Below are 22,907 nucleotides of genomic sequence, written 5' to 3' on the forward strand. Positions count from 1 at the left end.
CACCGTGAACCAGAGTCCAGGCCTGAAATTTCCGGTGGAATTCCCGGTGAAGATCATGGGCCGGGACACGCATGAATTCCACGCCGCGGTAGCCGCGATTCTTGCCGAACACGTAGCGCCGATGGAATCCCTGAACGTGACGCGTCAGGCGAGCTCGGCCGGCCGCTTCGTGTCGCTCACCGTGAGCTTCACCGCCGAGAGCCGCGCGCAACTCGATGCGCTGTACCGCGCGCTCAGCGGCAATCCCCACGTGCTCGTGACACTGTGATGCGCGTCCTCGAGCCACCGCAGCTGCGCGATCTCGGCCGCGTGGACTACGCACCCACCTGGCGGGCGATGCAGGAATTCACCGCGCGTCGCGGCCCCGACAGCCGCGATGAAATCTGGTTTCTCGAGCATCCTCCGGTGTTCACCCTGGGACTCACCGGCAAGATGGAGCATGTGTTGGCGCCCGGCGACATCCCCGTGGTCCACATTGACCGCGGCGGCCAGGTGACCTACCACGGTCCGGGCCAACTGGTGGTGTACCCGCTGCTGGACCTGAAACGCCTGGGTCTCGGCGTGCGCGCGCTGGTGCAAGCCATCGAGCTCAGCGTCATCGAGACACTCGCTGGCTTCGGCATCCCGGCGCTCGCCCGACGCGAAGCTCCCGGTGTTTACACGCCGGACGGACGCAAGCTGGCCTCGCTGGGTCTGCGCGTCCGGCACGGCTGCACTTATCACGGCCTGGCGTTCAACGTGGCCATGGATCTCGAGCCGTTCGCGCGCATCAATCCCTGCGGCTACCGGGGCCTGCAAATGACTCAGGTGCAAGACTTGGGCGGGCCGGCGGATGTAGCGCGCGTCGCGGAGGTGCTCAAACCCAGACTGGTCAAATGCCTGGGGTACAATACGCGGCCATGGTCATCGGGCAGCCGCGCTGCCGGCCAGTTCTGAGGAATGCGTGTGAGTGAATCCCCGCCGCCTGCCCGCGCCCGGCTCGAACCCGGCCAGAAGCTGAGCGCGGCCGAAAAAATGGCGCGCATCCCGGTCAAGATCGAGCCGACCGTGACCCCATTGCGCAAACCGGCCTGGATCCGCGTGCGTTCCTGGGCCACGCCGGAAGTCGCACGCTTGAAACAAATCCTGCGCGCCAATCATCTGCATACCGTGTGCGAAGAGGCGTCCTGCCCCAACATCGGCGAGTGCTTCGGCAAAGGCACCGCCACCTTCATGATCATGGGCGACATCTGCACGCGCCGCTGCACTTTCTGCGACGTGGCCCACGGCCGGCCAGCGGCGCTCGACTCCGCAGAGCCACTGAACCTGGCCCGCACCATCAAGGCCATGGGCTTGCGTTATGTGGTTGTCACTTCGGTGGACCGCGATGACCTGCGCGATGGCGGTGCCGGGCATTTTGTCGCCTGCATCCGCGCCATCCGCGCGCTGAGCCCGCCGACCCGGATCGAGGTGCTGGTGCCGGATTTCCGCGGGCGCATGGACGTGGCACTGGGACTTGTGAACGACGCGCCACCCGACGTATTCAACCACAATCTTGAAACCGTGCCGCGTCTGTATCGTGAAGTCCGCCCCGGTTCTGACTACCGGCACTCCCTTGCGTTGCTCCAGCGTTTCAAGCAGACACACCCGCAATTGCCGACCAAGTCCGGAGTGATGCTGGGACTGGGTGAAACCCTGGAAGAAATCCAGGGCGTGATGCGCGACCTGCGCGCTCACCAAGTGGACATGCTGACGGTCGGGCAATATCTGCAACCGAGCCGCTTCCATCATCCGGTCGTGCGCTATGCCACCCCGGAGGAATTCGCGCAGCTTGAAGCCTACGGATATGACATCGGCTTTCAGCATGTGGCCAGCGGCGCCTTGGTACGCTCGTCCTACCACGCCGACCAACAGGCCGCGGGCCTGGTGCACGTGGCTTGATGCATGCTGTTGTCCGCATCGGTCTGACAGCCCCAGGTAAACTTTAACCGCACCGGAGCGTTGCACAGTTCCGGCGCAAAGACACTACAGGAGCCCAACACCGCATGCCTGCGATACCAAGAAAACTGTGCCTGCTCGCCATGATCCTGATGCTCGCCGGCTGCGGCGGCGGTGGCAGTTCACAGGTGATCACGCCGACCATCACCCTGGTGACCCCCATCGCTACCACGATCGCGGCCGGCAGCCAGTTGCAGCTCAATGCCGTGGTGTCGAACAGCAGCAATACCACGGTGCTGTGGTACGTGAATTCCATCCCCGGCGGCAACAGCGTCGTCGGCACGATCACGCCCCAGGGGCTGTACACCGCACCGAACATGCCCACGTCCAACGGAGCGGTGGTGATCAGCGCCTCGCCACAAGCCTATCCGGCGGCCGCCACCTCGGTAACCATCGGCATAACGTTTTCCAACGCTTCGCTCAACGGCAACTACGTGTTCACGCTGAAGGGTGTGCAAGCGGGCAGCCCGTGGTCCGTGGTCGGCAGCTTTAGCGCCAACAACGGCCAAATCAGCAACGGCGTGGAAGACATCAACGGGTCCGCCGGTGTATTCCAGGCGCTGCCGTTCACCGGCAGTTACTTCATGGACGCCAGCGGCATCGGCATTGCCACATTCACCAGCTCGCAGGGAACCATCACCCTGGACTTGGCGTTCAATACCCAGGGACAGGCGGTGGTCATGCGCACGGATAACGGTACGGCCGCGAGCGGCATTTTCTATCCCCAGCAGTCCACGGCGCTGACGCTCACCAGTCTGGATGCGCCTTACGTGTTCAGTTTAAGCGGTAACGATGCGTCCGGCACATCCGTCAACGCCATTGGCATCTTTGTGACCGACGGCTCGAATACTTTGAGCACTGCAGAACAGGATCTGAACGTGGGTGGCAGCATTGCCAACGAACCGCTCAGCGGCTCCTACAGCATTGGCAGCAATGCGCGCGGCACCGCAAGCTTCACCGATGCCGCCGGCACGCGTACCTACAGTTTCTACATCGTGTCACCCGGTCAGCTGGAATTCATCGAGACCGATGCGCAGGGCAATCTCAGTGGCTCGGCTTTCGAGCAACAGTCGGTAACCGCAAGCACCACGCTCACGGGCAGCTATGTGTTCTACGCCGCTGGCAGCAGCGGCAGCGCAGCCTTTGGAACGGCCGGGGGGTTTGCCACCAGCACCACCACCGCCGACAGCATCAGCGCCGGGACCTCCGATCTCAATGTGGGTGGAATCCCCGCCAGCAACCAGACGTTGACCGGAAACTTCACCTTCGGCGCCAATGGCCGCGGCACGGTCACCTTGAGCGCTGCCAGCGGAACCAGCAATTACGTGTTTTACGCCATTACGCCGATTTCCGCGTACTTGCTGTCCAGCGACCCCGGCATCAACGCCAGCGGCCAGCTGCTGCTGCAATCCGGCGGCTTTTCCACCGCGGTGTACAACGGAAACTTCACCCTGTCCCTGGCGAGCCCGGTCGGCGCCACCCCGAATCTTGCCGTCGGGGTGATGAGTCTCAACGGGCTTGGCGCCATCGTCGGGTTTGAAAACCAGAATACCAACGGCACCGCATCCGGCCAGCTGTCCGTCGCCGGGGTGTACTCGATAACAGCGCCGACCACCACCACCTCGACACGCGGCCTGATGACGCTGACCACCAACGGCGGTGCCAGTACCAATTTTGCCATCTACCCCGTCAATGCCGGCTCGATCATTGTGCTGGGCGCCGGTGCTACTCCGGTGACCGGCTTGCTGGTCGGCCAGTACTAAGCAGGCGGCATGCCTGCATGTGGATTTTGCTGCAAGTGACGCAGAGGCGTGAATATCCCATGGTAATGAAAAGCTTAACGGTTCTTGCAACGTTGTTGGCCGCCGTGGCACTCGCAGGCTGCGGAGGCTCCAGCAGTTCGCCCAGTACGCCCGCGGCGATCCTGTTCGTGGTCCCGGGTCCTTGGTCGGGAACCTACAGCCTCAACGGCGGCAGTCAGGTCGCAGCCACCGGCGCCGTGTCCGCGGGCGGCTTCGGCTATTTTGCCGACAACCAGGGCAATGTTTTCATGCTGCAATCGGTACCCAATACCACGCCGTTCACCTCCTTGCTGATCGGAAGCCCGGCGCCCGGCACCAGCTTCCCCAAAAGCACGGGCGTAGTGACATTCCAGGTAAAAGGAGAGTACGCATCCACCAGCACCTCCACGGCGATGCAGGGCACGCTGACGGCGGTTGATCCCACCACGGGCCTGGCCACCGGCCTGAACGGCACGTTCAACCTGACCACCAGCAGCCCTTACACCGGCACGCCATCGGTCGCGGGACTGCAGGGCCAGTGGGACGGTTTCTACCTGGGCAAGGCCAGCACCGCAACCGATCTTATCTTCAGCACCAACGGCAGCTTCACCGGTAACGACGCCAACGGTTGCGCCCTCAGCGGCAGCGTGGTGCAGCAGGATCCCCAATCCAATCTGTTTTACGTGAATTACACCGCCACCGGCAGCGGCTGCCCGGGCGTGATGAACGGCCTGGGATACCTGAGTTCCATACCCGTGTCGGGAAATTTCGGCTCTGCCGCCGGCACCTACCTCGAACTTGGAATCTTCGGGCTGAGCGTGGCCTACACCGCGGAACTCAAGTTGCAGTAAAGCGGGGCCGCCGGTGCGCAAGTGTAAAATTCCGGTACAGGCCTGCAGACCAACGTACATGTCGCTCACTGTGAGATTCCACGTTTTGGCCGCCGCCGTGCTGGCGCTCGCCGCCTGTGGGGGTTCCGGCGGTTCCTCTGTATATGCCAGCGTGAGCGTCTCGCCCTCGGTCGCACTCGTGCTCGCCGGCTCCACCCAGCAGATGACCGCCACGGCCAGCGATGGTGGTATGACATTTATCTGGCAGGTGAACGGCACAACCGGCGGCAACGCCACGGTCGGCAGCATTTCCACGAACGGCCTGTATACGGCTCCGAATCTGCCCCCTGCAGGTGGCACTATCACGATCACCGCCGTTGAGCAGAACGCGGACAACACGTCGGGCTCTGTCGTGCTCAATGTCGCGTTTTCTGCGGTTTCCCTGAACGGAAACTATGTATTCAGTCTCAAGGGATTCAATCAGGGAAAGCCATTTGCCGAGATCGGCGAATTCACCGCCGACGGCAAGGGCCATTTGAGCAATCTGCTGGCGGACATCAACAACGGTGCAAGCGTACAAATCAAATCGTCACTAACCGGCAGCTACAGTGTCCTCGCACTTGATAACGGCACCGGCCGCATCTTTTTCGGTCCGCTTGAGTGCTGGTATGCATTCCGAGCCGGGGGCAGCGCGCAGCTGCTCAGTATAAGTGGCAACATGGTGCTCACCGGTACGATATGGCTCCAGGATAGAAGTGCCGCCAACATGAATGCACTCACCGGACCATGGGTACTGGCTGCGAACGGTCGAAACGCGGCATCCCAGGCATTCACACGGCTCGCATTGCTCAATGCCATCGCGTCCGGCAGCATCCCGTCGGGCACTGAGGACGTCAACGGACCCGCGCCACTAACGCGCACCGCCGTCAGCGGTAGTTACACATTTGACAGCAATGCCCATGGCACGCTCAGCGTAACGGACACCGGCGCGCATCTGTTCAGCTTCTATGTCATCTCCCCAAGCCAGCTGGCCCTGCTCTCGACCGACCCCTCCGCGCCGATAACCGGCGGCCTGTATGCCCAGCAGCCCATTGCCTACTCAGCAGCCTCGCTTGATGGCCCGTACGTGTTCACGATGAGCGGCGCAAGTCTCACAGGAACTTTCGTGCAGGCCGGGCAATTCAATCCCGACGGCATGGGCAACCTCGGCGGCGTAACCGAGGACATCAACATGCCAGGCAACCTGCAGGCCGGATTGCTGACCGGCGGTACGTATACCTTCGATAGCTCTGTGAACGGCCGTGGAACTCTTCTTATCAATAATCAGGGATCGGGAGCGCCTCTAGCGTATGTGTTTTACCAGATCTCTCCGCAGCAGGCCCAATTCATGACCAGCAACTCCGCCGTTGCCGCAGCAGGTACGGTCATGCTACAAACCGGAGGCAATATCTTTACCAACGCACAGTTGAACAGTAATTACAGCGTGGTGCTGGCCAGCCAGACTGGACAGGGTTCTCTGGATGCAATCCTCGGGAATCTGCTGACCGATGGCACAGATGCAGGGATACTCGGTGGCTACATCTTTCAGAATAATAACGGTCAGGCAACGCCAGAGGTGATGTGGAATGGCAATTACCTGTTGACCGGTGCCGTGCGCGGCACCGCTACTCTGACGGTGAATGGCAACAAGGTGCCGTTTGCGCTATACCCGATAACCGATGACGAATTTGTCATGATCGGCACCAGCGCTTCAAGTCCCTATTTTGGTCTGGCCATTAACCAATACTAATCCCGCTCAGTACCCGCAAACCCTCCATCGTGCCGGGATCATGCCAGCGACCGGAGTACAGTTCCCCGCTCACCCGCCCTGCGCGCATGGCGCGTTGCCACCAGGGCAGCATGGGGAATCGCCCCGGCTGGCATTCCCTGAAGAATTCCGCGCGGTGCACGCCGATACCCGCATACGTAAATCGCGGAGCGCCTTCAGCCTGTAGCCGACTATGAGTATCGAGGACAAAGTCACCGTCACGGTGATGCGGTGGATTCGGCACCATCACCAGATGCGCCAGATCGTCGCACGCCAACGCGGTCTTCAGACTGCTGAACGGGAAATCCGTGTAGATGTCCGCGCTGACTACGAGGAACGGCTTGGGTCCGAGCAACGGCAAAGCCTTTAGGATGCCGCCACCGGTTTCCAGTGCGCCTTCTGGCTCATCGGAATAGCGTATATGCACACCGTATTGTGAACCACTGCCTAGCCGCGCCTTAATCTTTTCCGCAAGCCATGCAACGTTGATCACGATTTCCGTGAAGCCGGCCGCACGCAAATGCTCCAGGTGGCGGACGATCAACGTTTTGCCATTCACTTCGATGAGCGGCTTGGGAATGGTGTCAGTCAAAGGCCGCAGACGTTCGCCTCGCCCGGCAGCCAGAATCATTACCATCATGTGACGACCGCCGTACTCGCCGCGCGGTTTTCCACCGCGTCCAGCAATTTCAACAACGGCGTGAATTCGCGGTACCGTGCAGCGGTGTCGTGCACGTAATTCAGGAAGCGCTTTGTGTCCTTGAGGTAATCCGGCTTGCCGTCGCGATAGTTGAGGCGGGCAAAAATTCCCAATACCTTGAAGTGCCGTTGCATGCCCATCCAGTCGCAGGCACGCTCGAATTCGCCAAACTCTGGCAGTGGCAAGCCCGCACCCCGCGCCTGCTGCCAATACTGTCGCCGCCAGCGCTCGATTTGCTCGGCACTCCAGGAAATGAATGCATCCTTGAACAGCGTGGCCACATCGTAGGTAATCGGCCCGTACAGGGCATCCTGGAAATCCAGCACTCCCGGGTTGGGCGTGCTCACCATCAGATTGCGGGGCATGTAGTCGCGGTGCACGAAAACCCGTGGCTGCGCGAGCGCACTGTCCTCCAGCAAGCCGAATACGGAATCCATTTGCGCCTGCCCGGCGCCATCCAGTGTCACCCCCAGATGGCGCGCCAGGTACCATTCCGGAAACAGGTTCAATTCGCGCCGCAACAGCGCGCGCTGGTACTCCGGCAGCACGTCCGGACGGCTGAAGCTTTGCCAGCGGACCAGCGCGCCGATGGCATCCGCAAACAGCGTATCGGCGTCACCGCGTTGCAGTGCTTCCAGATAGCATTGTCGGCCGAGATCGCTGAGCAGCAGATAGCCACGCGCCACATCCTGCGCGAGTACCTCCGGTGCGTGCAGGCCGGCCGCCTTGAGCAAACCCGCTACCTTCACGTATGGCCGGCAGTCCTCCCGCGCGGGCGGCGCGTCCATGACCACGAAGGAGCGCGCGCCATCCTGCACGCGAAAATAGCGGCGGAAACTCGCGTCCGCCGGCAAAGCCTGCAGGTCAACCGCTGCACGTTGCAGAGCTTGTGCGGTCCAGGCTTGCAGCTCCTGAAACCTGTCCGACATGCAGTGACTCCCGCGTTTGAACCCTTCAATAAAGTGTGCGATTGTACCGCGTGTCGCCCATCGCTCCGGGAGTTTGCAGGTGAATGTGAGCCGCGCGCTGGTCATCGCCGCCGCCCTGTTTGCCTGCACGCCGCTGTACGCCGACAACCCTCCGGGCACCATCGGTTACAACCAGTGGGCCACCTGCCCGATTCCCGCGACTGCGGCCACGACGCACACGCCCGCGCCGGCCGCAGTCACCGCCAATCCACCGACGCACGTGAGCGCGGAGCAACTCACCGGTTACGTGCACGGCGAATCCCTGCTCAGCGGCGACGTCCAGGCCACGCAGGGCAACAAGCAGATGACCGCCGAGCAGATGCAATACAACAGCAACACCGGCGACACGCATGCCAGCGGCAATGTGCGCTTCACCTCATCCAATCTCGAATTGAACGGCCCGACGGCGGATTACAACCTCAACAAGTCCAGCGGTGTATTCAATGACGCGCAATTCAGCCTGCCGCAACGCCACGGCCGCGGCACGGCCAAATTGCTGCAGGCGCTCGACCCGGACCACGATCTGCTGACGGATGTGCACTACACCACCTGTCCGGTGGGCCGCCACGACTGGATGCTGAACGCGCCCGATCTGGAACTGAACCAGGCAACCAACACCGGCGTGGGCCACAACGTCACCATTGATTTCTTCGGGGTGCCGATTTTCTGGACGCCCTACATCAATTTTCCCCTGAACGACGCGCGCAAGTCCGGCTTCCTGGATCCGTCGTTCGGTTTTTCCACGTTCACCGGCACGGACCTGAGCACGCCGTATTACCTCAATCTGGCGCCCAACTACGATGCCACCTTCGCGCCGCGCATCATCACCAAGCGCGGCGTGGACCTGGGCGGGGAATTCCGCTGGCTTACGTTCGGCGGCAGCCGCGGACAAATCGATGCGACCTTTCTGCCGCACGACAAGCTCGCCGATCACGAACGCGGTCTGCTGAACTTTTCCGAGAGCACGCCGCTTGCGCTCGGCTGGAATTTCAACACGGCCTACAACTGGGTATCCGACAATCTGTATTTCCAGGACCTGGGCGACAGCCTTGCGACCATTGCTACCACTACGCAGGAGCGTCATGCGGCGGTAAGCTTCGGCCTGCCCGATTCCGGATGGACCTTCCTCACACAGTTGCAGGAATGGCAGATCGTGGACCCGACGGTTCCCGCGAGCAGTTATCCCTACAAGCGGCTGCCGCAATCGGTGCTCACCTGGCAGAGCAGCCCGGACTTGGGGGCCGCGCAATTTTCCCTGTACTCCGAATTCGACCAGTTCCAGCAGGATGAGCGCATCGGCGCCGCGCGCTTGGACCTCAAACCGAGCGCCAGTTACACCTTCGGCGGTGCCGGCGGGTATTTCACGCCCACGGCCGCGCTGCGCCTCACCGAGTACGATTTCAACCAGAATATCCCCGCGGGCATGCAGACGAACCTCGCGCGCGTTACCCCCATCCTGAGTCTCGACAGCGGCCTGTTTTTCCAGCGCGATATCGGCAGCCGCTTTTTGCAGACTCTGGAGCCCAGGCTGTTTTACCTGTACGTGCCCTACCGCGATCAGAGCCAGATCCCGCTCTTCGACACCCTCCAGCCACAGTTCAGCTTTCTGCAGTTGTTCACCGACAACAGCTTCTACGGCGCGGATCGGCAAGCAGACGCCAACCAGTTGGCCTACGCGCTCACCAGCCGCCTGCTCAATGCCGAGGACGGCTCGGAACTGCTGGAAGCCAACCTCGGTCAAATCCGCTACTTCCGCGACCGCGACGTACAGCTGCCCGGCGTGGCGCCGCAAACCAATATATTCTCCGACGTGGTGGGTGACCTCACGCTGAACCTGAACGACAACTGGTCCACCAGCTACGGCCAGCAGTGGGATCCCACCACCCGCCAGACCGATCTGGCGTCCGTGGGTGTCCAGTACCACCCCGCGTTCCATCAGGTGCTCAATCTGGCCTACCGCTATAACCGCCAACTCGACATGAAGCAGACCGACGTTTCGTTCGCCTGGCCGCTCGGGCAGCACTGGAGCGTCGTGGGTCGCTGGAACTACGATGTGCAGAACCGGATCACGCTGGAAAGTTTCGCCGGTTTTGAATACGACAGCTGCTGCTGGGCGTTCCAGGTGGTGCACCGCCGCTACATCACCCAGACCGGCCAGGCCAACACCGCAATTTTCTTCCAGTTGCAGCTCAAGGGGCTAACCAGCATCGGCCGGCATCTCGAGGATTTTCTGCAAAATGGAATACTGGGTTATTCAGATTCAAACACCAACAACTGATTTCCCAAAAATACAGGGTTGAATCACCCTGATTTTGATCGGGTTTCAAGGTGTCTCTTGGAAAGCTATTTGCGAGAAAACAAGTTATGAAAGCTTATGTTGGTTTATTCCTCGCTTCGACACTGGCGGGTTGTGCTACTTCAGCGGTAACGGTGCCGGTGCAGGATCAATTCCGGTCACAGGTGCAACCTCTCGTACCCAAGGATAAAGCCCTTGTGTATTTCTATTATTTCCCGAAAGAGGAACGACATTTCTTTACCACTACTAACTGGAGCACTCCAGTCGCAGTTCTTGAAGGTAGTGAAAATGGTATTGAGATTGCCGTTGTGGGATGCACGCAAATAACTTTCTCCGCACATCCCTGTGGTTCCTATACATGGATTGAATTGAAGCCAGGAATCTACACACTAACTGCCATGTTCGATGACCATAGAGGCACGGGCCATCCAGCACCGTTCACCTTTGCAGCCGGTCACACCTATTACTATGAGATTGTGCAGGCTCCCGCAGCTTACTCTCAGGACTTGTTTATAAACTTCTACGGTCATACGGTGCCGGACAAGATTTTAGGCATGAAATATTGCTACGCGTGGCGTTGTGCCAAAGACAACCTTTATACACACTATTGAAACGTGGAAACGCAACCACGTTAGTGTTGCCATAATAACTCTGCGTTGTAGTGTACAGGGCGTAACATCGACGTAATTGGTACCAGTCGCGACGCGCGATTACCCTGGAAATTCACTCTTGGGAGGTTCCGAGATGAAGCGCAAGCGATTTACTGAAGAGACCAAGAGATTTAAGAGTGCCCTGCAAGATGGTATTCTAGGTTATTCGGATTCCTCTTCCATGCAGTAATTCAGGTTAGTTCCCCATGCAGATACCCGTGCGATTCCTGGCCATCTCCCTGGCTGCCGTGACCTTGTTGGCGCAGGGCTGTGCATCCCAGCCGCCCAAAGCCAGCCCCAACGTCAGCGCCACCGCAGTGATGAACAAGGCGCCGGCTCAGGCCACGGCGGTGGCGGCCGCCATCGCCAAGGCCGAGCACACCGGGGTGTTGCTCGACCGCGTGGTGGCGGTGGTCAACGACCAGGTGATCCTCCGCAGCGAGCTGGACCAGCGCGTCGCGGACATCACCCGCCAGATTCAGGCCGAGGGCACGGCGTTGCCGCCGGCGGATGTGCTGCGCAAACAGGTGCTCGACCAGATGGTCATGACGCGGCTCGAACTGCAGATGGCGGACAGCAAGGGCGTGAGCGTGAGCGATGACACCGTCAACCAGAACTTGAGCCGCATCGCCGAGCGCAATGGCCTGACCCTTGCGCAGTTGCCGGCCAAGCTGCAGGAACAAGGCATCAGTTACGCCGATTTTCGCAAGGACCTGCGCGACCAGTTGATCATTCACCAGCTCGAACAGCAGGTGGTCAACGACCAGATGCACATCACCCCGCGCGAAGTGCAGACACAGCTTGATGCCGATGCTGCCAACGGCGATGCCGACAATCAATACCATCTGTCCCAGATCCTGATCACCATTCCCGCCGATCCCACTGCTGAACAGGCGGCGGCGGCGCGCAACAAGGCCGAGGATGTTTACCAAAAACTCAAACACGGTGCGGATTTTGCCGCTACGGCCGTGGAATATTCCCAGGGACAGCAGGCGCTCAAGGGCGGAGATCTCGGCTGGCGCAAGGGATCGGAAATGCCCACGATCTTCGCCGACGCGGTGCGTCAGATGAAACCCGGCGACATCAGCGCGCCGATTTCCAGTCCCAGCGGTTTTCACATTGTCAGGCTGGATGACGTGAAGATTGCGGCCGCCGGCAAGCATGAAATCACACAAGTGCATGCGCGTCACATTCTGATCCGCACCAGCGCCATCATGAGCGACGCCCAGGCCGATGCGAAACTCGCGGAGCTGCGCAAGCAGATTCTGGCCGGCGCTGACTTCGCAACCCTGGCCAAACAGTATTCCGCGGATCCAGGCTCGGCCAACAACGGCGGCGATCTGGGCTGGGTGGATCCCAATGCCATGGTTCCCGCCTTCGCGGCCCAGATGGACAAACTGCAGGTGGGTCAGATCAGCGAGCCGTTCAAGACCCAGTTTGGCTGGCACATCGTGCAGGTTCTGGGCCGCCGCAGCGTGGACCAAACCGCGGAATATGCGCAGAACAAAGCGTATGACGCGATCTATGCACGCAAATCCGAGGAAATCATCCAGCAGTGGCTCAGCCAGCTCAAGGATTCCGCCTTCATCGAATACCATCTGGAAAGCTGAGCCGCACCGCTCACGCCATGCCCGCAACCCTCCCGCGCATCGCGCTCACCACCGGCGAGCCCGCGGGCATCGGTCCGGATATCTGCTTGGCGCTGGCACAAAGCGCCCACAACTGCGACATTGTTGCACTCGGCGATCCGGAACTGCTCGCCGCACGCGCACGCCAGTTGCGGCTTGATCTCAGCCTGAACGACTACGTTCCCGCGCAGCGCACTGCACACATTGCACAGCATCTGACGGTACTGCCGATCAATCTGCGTGCGCCGGTTACGGCCGGCAAACTGAATTCAACCAATGCACGCTACGTACTCGATCTGCTGGATCGCGCAATTACCGGTTGCCTGAGTGGCGAGTTCGACGCCATGGTCACCGCGCCGGTGCACAAGGGCGTCATCAACGACGCCGGCATGCCCTTCACCGGCCACACCGAATACCTGGCCGAGCGCTGCCGTGCGCCGGCACCGGTCATGCTGCTTACGGCCGGCGCGCTGCGCGTAGCGCTCGCCACCACCCACCTGCCGCTCTTGGCGGTGCCGCGCGCAATTACCCGCGACTCGCTCACGCACATATTGCGCGTGCTGGATGCGGAATTGCGTAGCAAATTCGGCGTTGCCACACCGAGCATTCTGGTGCTCGGCCTCAATCCGCACGCCGGCGAAGGCGGCCACCTGGGCCGGGAGGAAATCGAGGTGATTGCCCCGGTGTGTGACGCGCTGCGCGCGCAAGGCCTGCAGCTCACGGGCCCGGTGGCCGCCGACACCGCATTCAGTCCGCAACACCTGAAAAATGTGGACGCGGTGCTCGCCATGTACCACGATCAGGGCTTGCCGGTCCTGAAGTACGCGGGTTTTGGTCACGCCGTGAACGTCACGCTTGGCCTGCCCATCATCCGCACTTCCGTGGATCACGGCACGGCGTTGGAACTCGCCGGCAGCGGCCGTGCCGAACATTCCAGTCTGGAAGCGGCGGTAGAAATGGCGTTAGCGATCGTTCGAAATGCAAGAGCGGGACACTAGATATCATCCGCCAGTGTCAACACGCGCCCTTCAAATTCCTTACTCCCTCTCCCCCTTGGGGGAGAGGCAAGGGTGAGGGGGACTGAATGGAACACCGTCCCCGCAAGCGTTTTGGTCAGCATTTCCTGCACGACCGCAACGTCATCAGGAAAATCCTGCTGGCGGTCAATCCGCAGCCGGGAGACACACTGATCGAAATCGGTCCGGGCTTGGGCGCGCTGACGCTGCCACTGCTGGAGCGCTGCGGACGGCTCACCGCCGTGGAACTGGATCGCGACGTGATACCGCGACTTCAAACCGCAGCGCAAGGCAAGGGCGAATTGCAAGTCATCCAGGCAGACGCGCTCAAAACGGACTTCGGTGCGTTCGCGCCGGCGGGAGGAAAGATCCGGATCGTGGGCAACCTGCCTTACAACATCTCCACGCCGCTCCTGTTCCACCTGCTGGATTACGCCGCGGCCATTACCGACATGCACTTCATGCTGCAGAAGGAAGTCGTGCAGCGCATGGCGGCAAAACCCGGCGGTAAAGACTACGGCCGGCTCACGGTAATGCTCACGGCACGCTGCCGAGTCGAGCCGCTGTTCAGCATCGGCTCAGGCGCATTCACGCCTGCACCCAGAGTGGAATCGGCTTTTGTACGCCTGACGCCATACATCACGCCGCCCTTCGAAATCGCCGACCGGGCGCACTTTGCGCAGCTCGTAAGCCAGGCCTTCAGCCGGCGGCGCAAGACCTTGCGCAATGCGCTCCGCGGGTTGCGGGACGACGCCGCCATCCGCGCGGCCGGCCTGGATCCCATGGCGCGCCCCGAAACCCTGAGCGCCGGTGATTATGCCCGCCTTGCGGCGCGCTGATCAGGCTGGTATCCGGACTCCACCTCCGTATACTTGGCAGGCCCGCACCCGGAGAATTGGCATGAGCGGCTATCAGCACATTCTCACCGCCGTGGACCTGACGCAGGACAGCGAGGTCGTGGCACGCCGCGGCCGGGAGCTGGCCGAGCGCTTTGGCGCTAAGCTCAGTCTGCTGCACGTGGTGGAATTCATCCCGGTGGATCCGGCCGGCGAGGCGCTGCTGCCGCCGCCGGTGGACGTGGATGGCGAACTGATAAAAGGCGCACGTCAGCGGCTAAGCGCCTTGTGCGCTAGTTTGGGTCTGCGAAACGCAAAGTCGCGCGTCGAAGTCGGCAACATCAAAGCGGAAATCCTGCGGGTGGTGGCCGAAGAGCAGGCTGACCTGCTGGTGCTCGGCAGTCACGGCCGTCACGGCTTGGCGTTGCTCATGGGCTCGACGGAAAAATCGCTGGTACATAAAGCGCCGTGTGACGTATTGGCGGTGAGGCTTAATCCATAACCGTCCCTGGCATGTCCACCATTCCAAACTTCCATGTTTGGCCGCTCGCCGGAGTGAAGCAGTACTTCGCCTGATGCACCGGCTCATCCTTGGTGAGCCAACCAGCCCGGCCTTACATGGCCGGGCGCTCGATCGGGCGGGAATGCCACCGGCATTCCCGCAGGAATCCCGATCTCGCCCCTGCGATGTCCTGGCGGTGCGTTTGAGTTAGCTGCCGATAACCGCGGCAATTCCGGTAAAATACCGCGGTCGCTTCAGCCTTCCATTTGCCATGACGAATCTGAACCCCAACAGCATCCGCGTGGATGTGGAAACCGCGTTTGTGCCGGCCCAGTCCGATCCGGCCCAGAACCGCTTTGCATTTGCCTACACCATCACCATCCGCAACGAAGGCTCGGTGCCGGCCAAGCTGCTCACCCGTCACTGGCTGATTACCGACGCCAACGGCAAGGTGCAGGAAGTGCGCGGCGAGGGCGTGGTGGGCGAGCAGCCCTACCTCAAGCCCGGCGAAGGCTTCAGGTATTCGAGCGGCGCGATTCTCGAAACCCCGGTGGGTGCCATGCAGGGCGCCTATCAGATGGTCAACGACCAGGGCGAGCACTTCGACGCGCCCATCGCGCCGTTCCGTCTGGCGGTGCCGGGCCTGTTGCATTGATACCTTCCCTCTCCTTGTCCATTCTCCCCCAGAGGGGGAGAAGCAGGATGAGGGGGCCAAAGCAGAGTAGCACGCAATAATGGCGATCTTCGCGGTCGGCGACATCCAGGGTTGTTACGACGAGCTGCAGCAACTGCTGACGCGCATCAAGTTCAATCCCGCCGAAGACCGGCTGTGGTTTACCGGCGACCTGGTGAATCGCGGACCCAATTCGCTGGACACGCTGCGCTTCGTGAAGAGTCTGGGCGAACGCGCTGTGTGCGTGCTTGGCAATCACGACCTGCACCTGCTGGCATTGGCCGCGGGCGTGCACGGGCACAAATCCGCCGACACTCTGGATGCGGTGCTGGCGGCGCCGGATCGCGACGACCTGCTCCACTGGCTACGCCACCGCCCCTTGCTGCATCACGACGCGGTGCTCGGCTTCACGCTGGTGCACGCGGGTCTGCCACCGGAGTGGAACCTGGCCACGGCCAGCGACTGCGCGCACGAACTGGAAACCGCACTGCGTGCGGCCGATTACGCGGAATTCTTCCGTCACATGTACGGCAACCAGCCGAGCCGGTGGTCGCCGGATTTGCAGGGCATCGAACGCCTGCGCTTCAGCGTCAACTGTTTCACGCGCTTGCGCTACGTGAGCACGCATGGCGATCTCGACCTGACCAGCAAAGGTGCACCAGGCTCGCAGCCCGACGGCTTTCTGCCGTGGTTCGCAGTGCCGGAGCGCAAGAGTGCCGAGCTGCACGTCATCTTCGGCCACTGGTCCACGGTCGGCGTAGTGAAAGGTCATAACGTCTACCCGCTGGACACCGGCTGCGTGTGGGGCGGGCGGTTATCGGCATTGCGCCTGGATGGCGACGGCAGCGGCGGCTGGTATTGCGTGGACTGCCCCGGCGCGCAGCGGCCAAAGACTGGCTAGACAGCAAGGGTAGAATCAGGCGCCATGGAAAAACTCGCCAACTATATTGACGGCCAACTCGCCCCCGCCGCCTCCGGCGGCTGGCTGGAGGATTTTGAGCCGGCCACCGGCAAGCCTTACGCGCGCATTCCGGATTCCCACAAGACCGACATAGACAATGCCGTCGCCGCGGCCCAGCGCGCGTTTCCAAAATGGTCGGCGACCAGCAGCGCCGAACGTGGCGCATGGCTGCACAAACTCGCATCGTTGGTGGAGCGCGATCTGGAAAAACTGGTGCACGCCGAAAGCATGGATTCCGGCAAACCCGTGGCGCTCGCGCGCAGCCTCGACATCCCGCGCGCCGTCGCCAATCTGCGCTTCTTTGCCGCGGCCGCGACCCAGTTCGCCAGCGAGTCCCATGCCATGGAATCCGGCGCCATCAATTACACCCTGCGCTCGCCCCTGGGCGTAGTGGGCTGCATCTCGCCGTGGAACCTGCCGCTGTATCTGTTCACCTGGAAACTCGCACCGGCGCTCGCCGCCGGCAACTGCGTGGTGGCCAAGCCTTCCGAACTCACGCCCATGACGGCGTACTTGTTCTCCGAACTCTGCATCGAGGCCAGACTGCCGGCGGGCGTGCTCAACGTGGTGCACGGCCTGGGGCCCAAGGCCGGGGCACTGCTGGTGGAACACCCGGACGTAAAAGCCATATCCTTCACCGGCGGCACCAAAACCGGCGCCGACATCGCGAGCCGTGCCGCACCCAAGTTCAAGAAACTGTCGCTGGAACTGGGCGGCAAGAATCCGACGGTCGTGTTTGCCGACTGCGATTTCGAGCGCACGGTTTCGGAAAGCGTGCGCGCGGCGTTTTCCAACCAGGGTGAGATCTGCCTGTGCGGCTCGCGCATCCTGGTGGAACGCAGTCTGTACGAGCGCTTCCGCCAAGCTTTTGTGCAGCACGCAAAAGAGCTGCGGCTCGGCGATCCCGCGGATGAGCGCACCGAACAGGGCCCGTTGATCTCCGAAGCTCATCTGCAAAAAGTGCTGGGCTATCTCGATCTCGCGCGCAAGGAGGGCGGCAAAATTCTCTGCGGCGGGCGGCGCGCGAATCTGAACGGCCGCTGCACCACAGGCTGGTTCGTGGAACCCACGGTCATCGAAAACCTGCCGCACGACTGCCGGACCAATCAGGAGGAGATTTTCGGCCCGTTGGTCACGCTAATTCCTTTTGATACCGAAGACCAGGCCATCGCCTGGGCCAACAGCACGCCCTACGGCCTCGCCGCGTCCTTATGGAGCGAGAATAATTCGCGCTGCCACCGCGTCGCCGCACGGCTCGAAGCGGGCTTGATTTGGGTGAATTGCTGGATGCTGCGCGATCTGCGCGTGCCCATGGGCGGCGTGAAACAATCCGGCACCGGCCGCGAGGGCGGCTGGGAAGCCATGCGATTTTTTACCGAAGCGCGAAACGTTTGTATCAAATATGCATAATTCAGACAGAATCCAGTCGGCAAGAGCGCCCGAGCCCGTGGGACCCTATCCCCATGCGCGCCGCGTAGGCAATCTACTGTTCCTGTCGGGCGTCGGCCCGCGCAAGCGTGGCAGCAAGGAAATTCCCGGCGTGACCCTGGATGCCCACGGCAAAGTCGTGGATCACGACATCGAAGCGCAGTGCCGCGCGGTGTTCGAGAACGTGCGCCTGATCCTGGAAGATGCCGGCTCGAGCTGGAACCAGCTGGTGGACGTGACCGTGTTTCTCACCGACATGCAGCGCGATTTTGCCGCCTACAATCGCATCTATGCCGAGTATTTCAAGGACAACTTGCCCTCCCGCACCACCGTCGAAGTCACCGCCCTGCCTACGCCCATCGCCATCGAATTGAAGTGCATTGCGGTCATATAGACCGCAATGGTCATCGTCCCCTCTCCCCCTTCAGGGGGAGAGGCAAGGGTGAGGGGGTAAAATGCCGGATAAATTGTGGAATCATAGGAAACAGCCATGTGGGACCTGACGCCCATCAATTTCAAAAGCTGGATTGACGAGCATCGTGCACTGCTCAAGCCGCCGGTCGGCAACAAGCGCATCTACACCGAGACCGGCTTCGTGGTGCAGGTGGTGGGCGGCCCCAACGCGCGCAAGGATTTCCACGACGACCCGGGCGAGGAATTCTTCTACATGGTCGAGGGCGACATGCTCCTGAAGACCATGCAGAATGGCAACCCGGTGGACATCCCCATCCGTGAGGGCGAGATCCTGCTGATTCCGCCGCATTTCCTGCACTCGCCGCAGCGCTATCCCGATACCGTGGGTCTGGTGATCGAGCGCCCGCGGTTGCCGGGCGAGAAGGATGGCCTGCTGTGGTTCTGCGAAAACTGCCACCAAAAATTGTACGAGGAATACTTCCGCCTCGAGAACATCGAGACCCAGTTTCCGCCGGTATTTGACCGCTTCTTCGGCAGCTTGCAACACAGAACTTGCAGGCAATGTGGCGTTACGATGGAAGTCCCAAAGAAGGGGTAGCGGAGGTGCACATAATGAAATCACGATTAAACGTTTTAATCATACTGTGTGGGCTTTTAGCAGGTTCAATCTCGGCAGCAACTCCTGATTTTTACGCAGGGTTCCGCCACCTACCCGCTACAGTCAGCTTGTATCACTACAAGGTCCCGGAAAAGGTTTTGATGGCGCAAGTTCAAGCGGCGATGCAGAAAGTAATGCAAGAAGGGGCAACGAAAGTAACGCAGGCAAATAAATCAGGTAAACACGGCACAGTCAGTGTTACTACCAGCGTGTTCGTGCTACCTCAGCTTTATCTATTTGACAACAGGGGACGGGAAATATTCGCGCGCACAGCCGTATCCAATGACCTTGCGGTCCAATTAGACCATGCATTCTCATCTCCTGTGCCACTACGAAACGCGAAGCAGCTGCGTGCTTGGCTCGAGCCACTGGTCCCTGATGGCAATTTTCCTATCTACAAACCGCAATCAACCGAAAAATTCACGGTACTTGAATATTGGGCACCGTGGTGCGAGTACTGTTTCGTTGAGCGCGACCAATTGGTGGCATATTTCGATAAACACAAGGATCTTCACGTCACCTGGATAACTGTTGACGCCGATGTTACACAGGTCGCAGGCACTCAGCCCAAAACGTCGCAATGAAGCCCGCCTGCCAATGACTGTACATACTGTTCTCGCCGCGCCTGCGCAGCGAAGCGCCACCGCCAAGCGTGCTGAATCCAGAAAACAGACGCTCAAGATTGACGTCCATACCCACATCCTGCCGGAGAACTGGCCTGATCTGAAGAAACGTTACGGCTACGGCGGCTTCATCCAGTTGGAGCACCACGGCCCCGGCTGCGCACACATGCTGCGTGACGGGGAATTTTTCCGCGAAATTGAAGCCAACGGCTGGGACGCGAAGGTGCGCATGCGCGAATGCGACACGCACGGTGTCAACGTGCAGGTGCTTTCCACCGTGCCCGTCATGTTCAGCTACTGGGCAAAGCCCAAAGACACGCTCGATCTCTCACGCCTGTTGAATGACCACGTCGCGTCCGTTGCCGCCGAACATCCGCAGCGCTTTGTCGGATTGGGCACCTTGCCCATGCAGTCCACCGATCTCGCGGTTCGCGAGCTGGAGCGTTGCGTCAAGGAACTGAAGCTGCCCGGCGTCGAGATTGGCTCGCACGTGAACGGCATGAACCTCGATGATCCCAAGCTGTTCCCGGTGTTCGAGGCGGCCCAGGCGCTGGACGCGGCGGTCTTCGTGCACCCCTGGGACATGTTTGCCAGGGAACGCATGCAGAAATACTGGACGCCCTGGCTCGTGGCCATGCCGGCAGAAACCTCGCTCGCAATCTGCTCGATGATCTTCGGCGGAGTATTCGAGCGCCTGCCGAAGCTCAGGGTATGCTTTGCCCATGGAGGCGGTTCCTTCCCGGCCACCGTCGGCCGCATCGAACACGGTTTCCGCGTGCGCCCCGATCTCTGTGCCGTGGATAATGAGAAAAACCCGATGAGCTATCTCGGCCGCTTCTACGTGGATTCGTTAGTGCACCATCCCGGCATGCTGCGCTACATGCTCGACCTCATGGGCGCCGACAGCATTGCGCTCGGTAGCGATTACCCTTTCTCCCTGGGCGAACATGCGCCCGGTGCGCTCATTGAATCCATGCAGCTTGACGGCAAGACCCGGGAGCGCCTGCTGCACGGCACCGCCCTCGCCTGGCTCAAGCTGCCGCGCACGCGCTTCGCCGCATGAAGATCATCATCGAAATCGGCGGTCAGCGCTATGCCACAGACAAGGCCCGCGGCATCAGCCTCGCGATACCACTGCAATTCGACGGACCGCAGCCGTCTTTCTTCGATGCGCCACCAGCCAACGCTACGACGCTGCAAGCCGGCGGATTCACCGGCGACACGCGGCACGGCGGCAGTTGCAACGTGCGTACGTTGCACCTGACGCCGCACTGCAACGGCACGCACACTGAAAGTGTCGCGCACGTGACCCACGACGGACTGCCGCCGGCCAGCTCCCGCACCAGCCTGCACGGTGCCACGTTGATCAGCGTCAGCACGGAACGGCGCGCGGGCGAACAGGTAATCACTGCCCGGCAACTGGAAAACGCGCTCGCCAAATTCAGCGATGGCCAGATGCGCGCCGCGCTCATCGTGCGCACCCTGCCCAACGACACGGCAAAACTCACGCGCCGCTATGGCGACGGCACGCCCTGGTTCGAGCCGGCGGCCATGGGCCTGTGCGCCGGCATCGGCGTCGAGCACCTGCTGACGGACCTGCCCTCGCTCGACCCCATGCACGACGCGGGCAGGCTCGCGGCGCACTATGCGTTCTGGGGTCTGTTGCCCGGAGAGCGCCGCGGCGCGCGTGCCACCCGCCCGCACTGCACGGTTACCGAGATGATCTACGTGCCCGACGAGGCCGCCGACGGCTACTACCTGCTGGACTTGCAACTGCCGCCCTTCATGACCGACGCCGCACCGAGTCGCCCTATCATCTATCCGCTGGAGGTTGCATGAACTTCCAGGCCGACGCCGCTTTCGCGGCGCAACTCGATCAAGATGATCCTCTGGCTCATTACCGCGAAAAGTTTCACATTCCCCGCCACGCGGACGGCGAAGAAGTTTACCTTTGCGGCAATTCGCTCGGCCTGCAACCGAAAACCGCCGAGCGCTATCTGCGCGAGGAACTGGAAGACTGGCAGCGGCTGGCGGTGAAGGCACATTTCGCCGGCCGCCGTCCCTGGATGCCCTACCACGAATTGCTGACGGACAAGACCGCACGCCTGGTGGGTGCCGAGCCGCAGGAAGTGGTGAACATGAACTCGCTCACCGCCAACCTGCATCTGATGCTGGTGAGCTTCTACCGCCCCACGACTACGCGCAATCGGATTCTGATCGAACGCGGCGCCTTCCCTTCCGACCGTTACGCGCTGGCATCGCAAATTCGTTTCCACGGCTTCGATCCGGACGCGAGCCTCGTCGAACTCGCGCCGCAGACCGGCCGCGCGACTCTGGACACCGGCACAGTCGAAGCGGCCATCCACGAGCAGGGCGAACGCCTTGCGCTGGTGCTGCTGCCCGGCGTGCAGTACTACAGCGGGCAGGCGTTCGATATCGCGCGCCTGACGCGCGCCGCGCACGCGGCCGGTGCCGTGGCAGGGTTTGACCTCGCACACGCCGCCGGCAACCTGCCGCTGCAACTGCACGACTGGGGCGCAGACTTTGCCGTATGGTGCAGCTACAAATACTTGAACGCCGGTCCCGGTTCGGTCGCCGGCTGTTTCGTGCACGCACGCCACGCGCGTGACTTCGAGCGCCCGCGCTTCGCCGGTTGGTGGGGCCACGACAAAACCACGCGCTTTCGCATGGATCCCGAATTTGTTCCCATCCAAGGCGCCCAAGGCTGGCAGCTGAGCAATCCGCCGATTCTGGCGCTCGCGCCGCTGCTCGCTTCGCTGGAAATTTTTGATGAAGCCGGCATGCAGCGGCTGCGGGAAAAATCCCTGCGGCTCACCGCTTATCTGGAATTTCTGCTCGATCTGCGCCTGGCGAAGGATGTGGAGATCCTCACGCCGCGCAATCCCGCCGAGCGCGGCTGTCAGTTGTCACTGCGCTTGCGTGGTTCCACGCAACACGCACGCGAAAGCTTCCGGCAATTGGAAGAGCGCGGGATAACCACAGACTGGCGCGAACCCGACGTGATCCGTGTGGCGCCGGTGCCGCTGTACAACACCTACGCCGATGTATACCGGTTCGCGGAAATACTTGGAGAAGTATTGAATACTTAGAACGTCTAACAGAATGTGTGACAAAGACCACCCGGCACATTTGAAATCC

General features: G+C 61.3%; 23 protein-coding genes. 21 read left to right on the forward strand and 2 right to left on the reverse strand.

Annotated elements, in window-relative coordinates; all coding sequences use genetic code 11:
* The first annotated feature begins 4 nt into the window (after nucleotides 1-4).
* The 6 genes from VJR90_06795 (at nucleotide 5) to VJR90_06820 (ending at nucleotide 6,377) form a co-directional block, all read left to right on the forward strand.
* The gene (locus VJR90_06795) at nucleotides 5-268 is read left to right on the forward strand and encodes a DUF493 domain-containing protein (GenBank protein HKV97173.1); all 264 of its coding nucleotides are present in this window, start codon (nucleotides 5-7) and stop codon (nucleotides 266-268) included.
* Nucleotides 268-936, forward strand: a complete 669-nt coding sequence (gene lipB / locus VJR90_06800; GenBank protein ID HKV97174.1) for a lipoyl(octanoyl) transferase LipB — start codon at nucleotides 268-270, stop codon at nucleotides 934-936. Before VJR90_06795 ends, lipB begins: the two co-directional genes overlap by 1 nt.
* A gap of 9 nt (nucleotides 937-945) precedes the next feature.
* Nucleotides 946-1,920, forward strand: coding sequence for a lipoyl synthase (gene lipA, locus VJR90_06805; protein HKV97175.1), 975 nt, complete (start codon nucleotides 946-948; stop codon nucleotides 1,918-1,920).
* Nucleotides 1,921-2,024: 104 nt separating this feature from the next.
* A complete protein-coding gene (locus tag VJR90_06810) occupies nucleotides 2,025-3,740 on the forward strand; it encodes a hypothetical protein (GenBank protein HKV97176.1) in 1,716 nt (571 codons plus the stop codon).
* Nucleotides 3,741-3,805: 65 nt separating this feature from the next.
* The gene (locus tag VJR90_06815; GenBank protein HKV97177.1) at nucleotides 3,806-4,609 is read left to right on the forward strand and encodes a hypothetical protein; all 804 of its coding nucleotides are present in this window, start codon (nucleotides 3,806-3,808) and stop codon (nucleotides 4,607-4,609) included.
* A 58-nt stretch (nucleotides 4,610-4,667) separates the two neighbouring features.
* On the forward strand, nucleotides 4,668-6,377 hold the full coding sequence (locus VJR90_06820; GenBank protein ID HKV97178.1) for a hypothetical protein: 1,710 nt from the start codon (nucleotides 4,668-4,670) through the stop codon (nucleotides 6,375-6,377).
* Here VJR90_06820 and VJR90_06825 read toward each other — a convergent pair.
* Nucleotides 6,364-7,035: a nucleotidyltransferase family protein gene (locus VJR90_06825; protein ID HKV97179.1), complete on the reverse strand. Its 672-nt coding sequence runs from the start codon at nucleotides 7,033-7,035 to the stop codon at nucleotides 6,364-6,366. The genes VJR90_06820 and VJR90_06825 overlap by 14 nt on opposite strands.
* Nucleotides 7,032-8,024, reverse strand: coding sequence for a phosphotransferase (locus tag VJR90_06830; GenBank protein ID HKV97180.1), 993 nt, complete (start codon nucleotides 8,022-8,024; stop codon nucleotides 7,032-7,034). The genes VJR90_06825 and VJR90_06830 overlap by 4 nt, the downstream gene beginning before the upstream one ends.
* Before the next feature lie 79 nt (nucleotides 8,025-8,103).
* Between VJR90_06830 and lptD the strand changes: the two genes are divergently transcribed.
* The 15 genes from lptD (at nucleotide 8,104) to kynU (ending at nucleotide 22,858) form a co-directional block, all read left to right on the forward strand.
* A complete protein-coding gene (gene lptD / locus VJR90_06835; protein ID HKV97181.1) occupies nucleotides 8,104-10,341 on the forward strand; it encodes an LPS assembly protein LptD in 2,238 nt (745 codons plus the stop codon).
* 86 nt (nucleotides 10,342-10,427) lie between these two features.
* The gene (locus VJR90_06840; protein HKV97182.1) at nucleotides 10,428-10,970 is read left to right on the forward strand and encodes a hypothetical protein; all 543 of its coding nucleotides are present in this window, start codon (nucleotides 10,428-10,430) and stop codon (nucleotides 10,968-10,970) included.
* Between the two features lie 245 nt (nucleotides 10,971-11,215).
* Nucleotides 11,216-12,619: a peptidylprolyl isomerase gene (locus tag VJR90_06845; protein HKV97183.1), complete on the forward strand. Its 1,404-nt coding sequence runs from the start codon at nucleotides 11,216-11,218 to the stop codon at nucleotides 12,617-12,619.
* A 17-nt stretch (nucleotides 12,620-12,636) separates the two neighbouring features.
* On the forward strand, nucleotides 12,637-13,635 hold the full coding sequence (pdxA, locus tag VJR90_06850; protein ID HKV97184.1) for a 4-hydroxythreonine-4-phosphate dehydrogenase PdxA: 999 nt from the start codon (nucleotides 12,637-12,639) through the stop codon (nucleotides 13,633-13,635).
* Nucleotides 13,636-13,721: 86 nt separating this feature from the next.
* Nucleotides 13,722-14,492, forward strand: a complete 771-nt coding sequence (gene rsmA / locus VJR90_06855) for a 16S rRNA (adenine(1518)-N(6)/adenine(1519)-N(6))-dimethyltransferase RsmA (protein HKV97185.1) — start codon at nucleotides 13,722-13,724, stop codon at nucleotides 14,490-14,492.
* A 61-nt stretch (nucleotides 14,493-14,553) separates the two neighbouring features.
* A complete protein-coding gene (locus VJR90_06860) occupies nucleotides 14,554-14,991 on the forward strand; it encodes a universal stress protein (protein ID HKV97186.1) in 438 nt (145 codons plus the stop codon).
* 271 nt (nucleotides 14,992-15,262) lie between these two features.
* Nucleotides 15,263-15,646 (forward strand): Co2+/Mg2+ efflux protein ApaG, encoded by a 384-nt coding sequence (gene apaG / locus VJR90_06865; protein HKV97187.1) that lies wholly within the window; start codon nucleotides 15,263-15,265, stop codon nucleotides 15,644-15,646.
* Nucleotides 15,647-15,725: 79 nt separating this feature from the next.
* The gene (locus tag VJR90_06870) at nucleotides 15,726-16,565 is read left to right on the forward strand and encodes a symmetrical bis(5'-nucleosyl)-tetraphosphatase (protein ID HKV97188.1); all 840 of its coding nucleotides are present in this window, start codon (nucleotides 15,726-15,728) and stop codon (nucleotides 16,563-16,565) included.
* A 24-nt stretch (nucleotides 16,566-16,589) separates the two neighbouring features.
* Entirely contained in the window at nucleotides 16,590-18,035 is a 1,446-nt protein-coding gene (locus tag VJR90_06875; GenBank protein HKV97189.1) for an aldehyde dehydrogenase, read from the forward strand.
* On the forward strand, nucleotides 18,028-18,447 hold the full coding sequence (locus tag VJR90_06880) for a Rid family hydrolase (GenBank protein ID HKV97190.1): 420 nt from the start codon (nucleotides 18,028-18,030) through the stop codon (nucleotides 18,445-18,447). The genes VJR90_06875 and VJR90_06880 overlap by 8 nt, the downstream gene beginning before the upstream one ends.
* Before the next feature lie 96 nt (nucleotides 18,448-18,543).
* Nucleotides 18,544-19,065 carry a 3-hydroxyanthranilate 3,4-dioxygenase gene (locus VJR90_06885; protein HKV97191.1) on the forward strand — a complete coding sequence of 174 codons (522 nt, stop codon included), beginning with the start codon at nucleotides 18,544-18,546 and terminating at the stop codon, nucleotides 19,063-19,065.
* Between the two features lie 14 nt (nucleotides 19,066-19,079).
* A complete protein-coding gene (locus tag VJR90_06890; GenBank protein HKV97192.1) occupies nucleotides 19,080-19,709 on the forward strand; it encodes a hypothetical protein in 630 nt (209 codons plus the stop codon).
* A 13-nt stretch (nucleotides 19,710-19,722) separates the two neighbouring features.
* Nucleotides 19,723-20,811, forward strand: a complete 1,089-nt coding sequence (locus VJR90_06895) for an amidohydrolase family protein (protein ID HKV97193.1) — start codon at nucleotides 19,723-19,725, stop codon at nucleotides 20,809-20,811.
* Entirely contained in the window at nucleotides 20,808-21,587 is a 780-nt protein-coding gene (locus tag VJR90_06900) for a cyclase family protein (protein ID HKV97194.1), read from the forward strand. Before VJR90_06895 ends, VJR90_06900 begins: the two co-directional genes overlap by 4 nt.
* Entirely contained in the window at nucleotides 21,584-22,858 is a 1,275-nt protein-coding gene (gene kynU, locus VJR90_06905; protein ID HKV97195.1) for a kynureninase, read from the forward strand. Before VJR90_06900 ends, kynU begins: the two co-directional genes overlap by 4 nt.
* Nucleotides 22,859-22,907: the final 49 nt, after the last annotated feature.

The organism is Gammaproteobacteria bacterium, from assembly GCA_035279405.1.
Taxonomy (GTDB): domain Bacteria; phylum Pseudomonadota; class Gammaproteobacteria; order Natronospirales; family REEB76; genus REEB76.

What these genes read in the sequence shown, in the direction of transcription:
- lipB (HKV97174.1), top strand. Translation starts at nt 268, where the DNA reads ATGCGCGTCCTCGAGCCACCGCAGCTGCGCGATCTCGGCCGCGTGGAC.
- VJR90_06810 (HKV97176.1), top strand. Translation starts at nt 2,025, where the DNA reads ATGCCTGCGATACCAAGAAAACTGTGCCTGCTCGCCATGATCCTGATG.
- VJR90_06815 (HKV97177.1), top strand. Translation starts at nt 3,806, where the DNA reads ATGAAAAGCTTAACGGTTCTTGCAACGTTGTTGGCCGCCGTGGCACTC.
- VJR90_06820 (HKV97178.1), top strand. Translation starts at nt 4,668, where the DNA reads ATGTCGCTCACTGTGAGATTCCACGTTTTGGCCGCCGCCGTGCTGGCG.
- VJR90_06825 (HKV97179.1), bottom strand. Translation starts at nt 7,035, where the DNA reads ATGATGGTAATGATTCTGGCTGCCGGGCGAGGCGAACGTCTGCGGCCT.
- VJR90_06830 (HKV97180.1), bottom strand. Translation starts at nt 8,024, where the DNA reads ATGTCGGACAGGTTTCAGGAGCTGCAAGCCTGGACCGCACAAGCTCTG.
- VJR90_06840 (HKV97182.1), top strand. Translation starts at nt 10,428, where the DNA reads ATGAAAGCTTATGTTGGTTTATTCCTCGCTTCGACACTGGCGGGTTGT.
- VJR90_06845 (HKV97183.1), top strand. Translation starts at nt 11,216, where the DNA reads ATGCAGATACCCGTGCGATTCCTGGCCATCTCCCTGGCTGCCGTGACC.
- pdxA (HKV97184.1), top strand. Translation starts at nt 12,637, where the DNA reads ATGCCCGCAACCCTCCCGCGCATCGCGCTCACCACCGGCGAGCCCGCG.
- rsmA (HKV97185.1), top strand. Translation starts at nt 13,722, where the DNA reads ATGGAACACCGTCCCCGCAAGCGTTTTGGTCAGCATTTCCTGCACGAC.
- VJR90_06860 (HKV97186.1), top strand. Translation starts at nt 14,554, where the DNA reads ATGAGCGGCTATCAGCACATTCTCACCGCCGTGGACCTGACGCAGGAC.
- apaG (HKV97187.1), top strand. Translation starts at nt 15,263, where the DNA reads ATGACGAATCTGAACCCCAACAGCATCCGCGTGGATGTGGAAACCGCG.
- VJR90_06870 (HKV97188.1), top strand. Translation starts at nt 15,726, where the DNA reads ATGGCGATCTTCGCGGTCGGCGACATCCAGGGTTGTTACGACGAGCTG.
- VJR90_06875 (HKV97189.1), top strand. Translation starts at nt 16,590, where the DNA reads ATGGAAAAACTCGCCAACTATATTGACGGCCAACTCGCCCCCGCCGCC.
- VJR90_06880 (HKV97190.1), top strand. Translation starts at nt 18,028, where the DNA reads ATGCATAATTCAGACAGAATCCAGTCGGCAAGAGCGCCCGAGCCCGTG.
- VJR90_06885 (HKV97191.1), top strand. Translation starts at nt 18,544, where the DNA reads ATGTGGGACCTGACGCCCATCAATTTCAAAAGCTGGATTGACGAGCAT.
- VJR90_06890 (HKV97192.1), top strand. Translation starts at nt 19,080, where the DNA reads ATGAAATCACGATTAAACGTTTTAATCATACTGTGTGGGCTTTTAGCA.
- VJR90_06895 (HKV97193.1), top strand. Translation starts at nt 19,723, where the DNA reads ATGACTGTACATACTGTTCTCGCCGCGCCTGCGCAGCGAAGCGCCACC.
- VJR90_06900 (HKV97194.1), top strand. Translation starts at nt 20,808, where the DNA reads ATGAAGATCATCATCGAAATCGGCGGTCAGCGCTATGCCACAGACAAG.
- kynU (HKV97195.1), top strand. Translation starts at nt 21,584, where the DNA reads ATGAACTTCCAGGCCGACGCCGCTTTCGCGGCGCAACTCGATCAAGAT.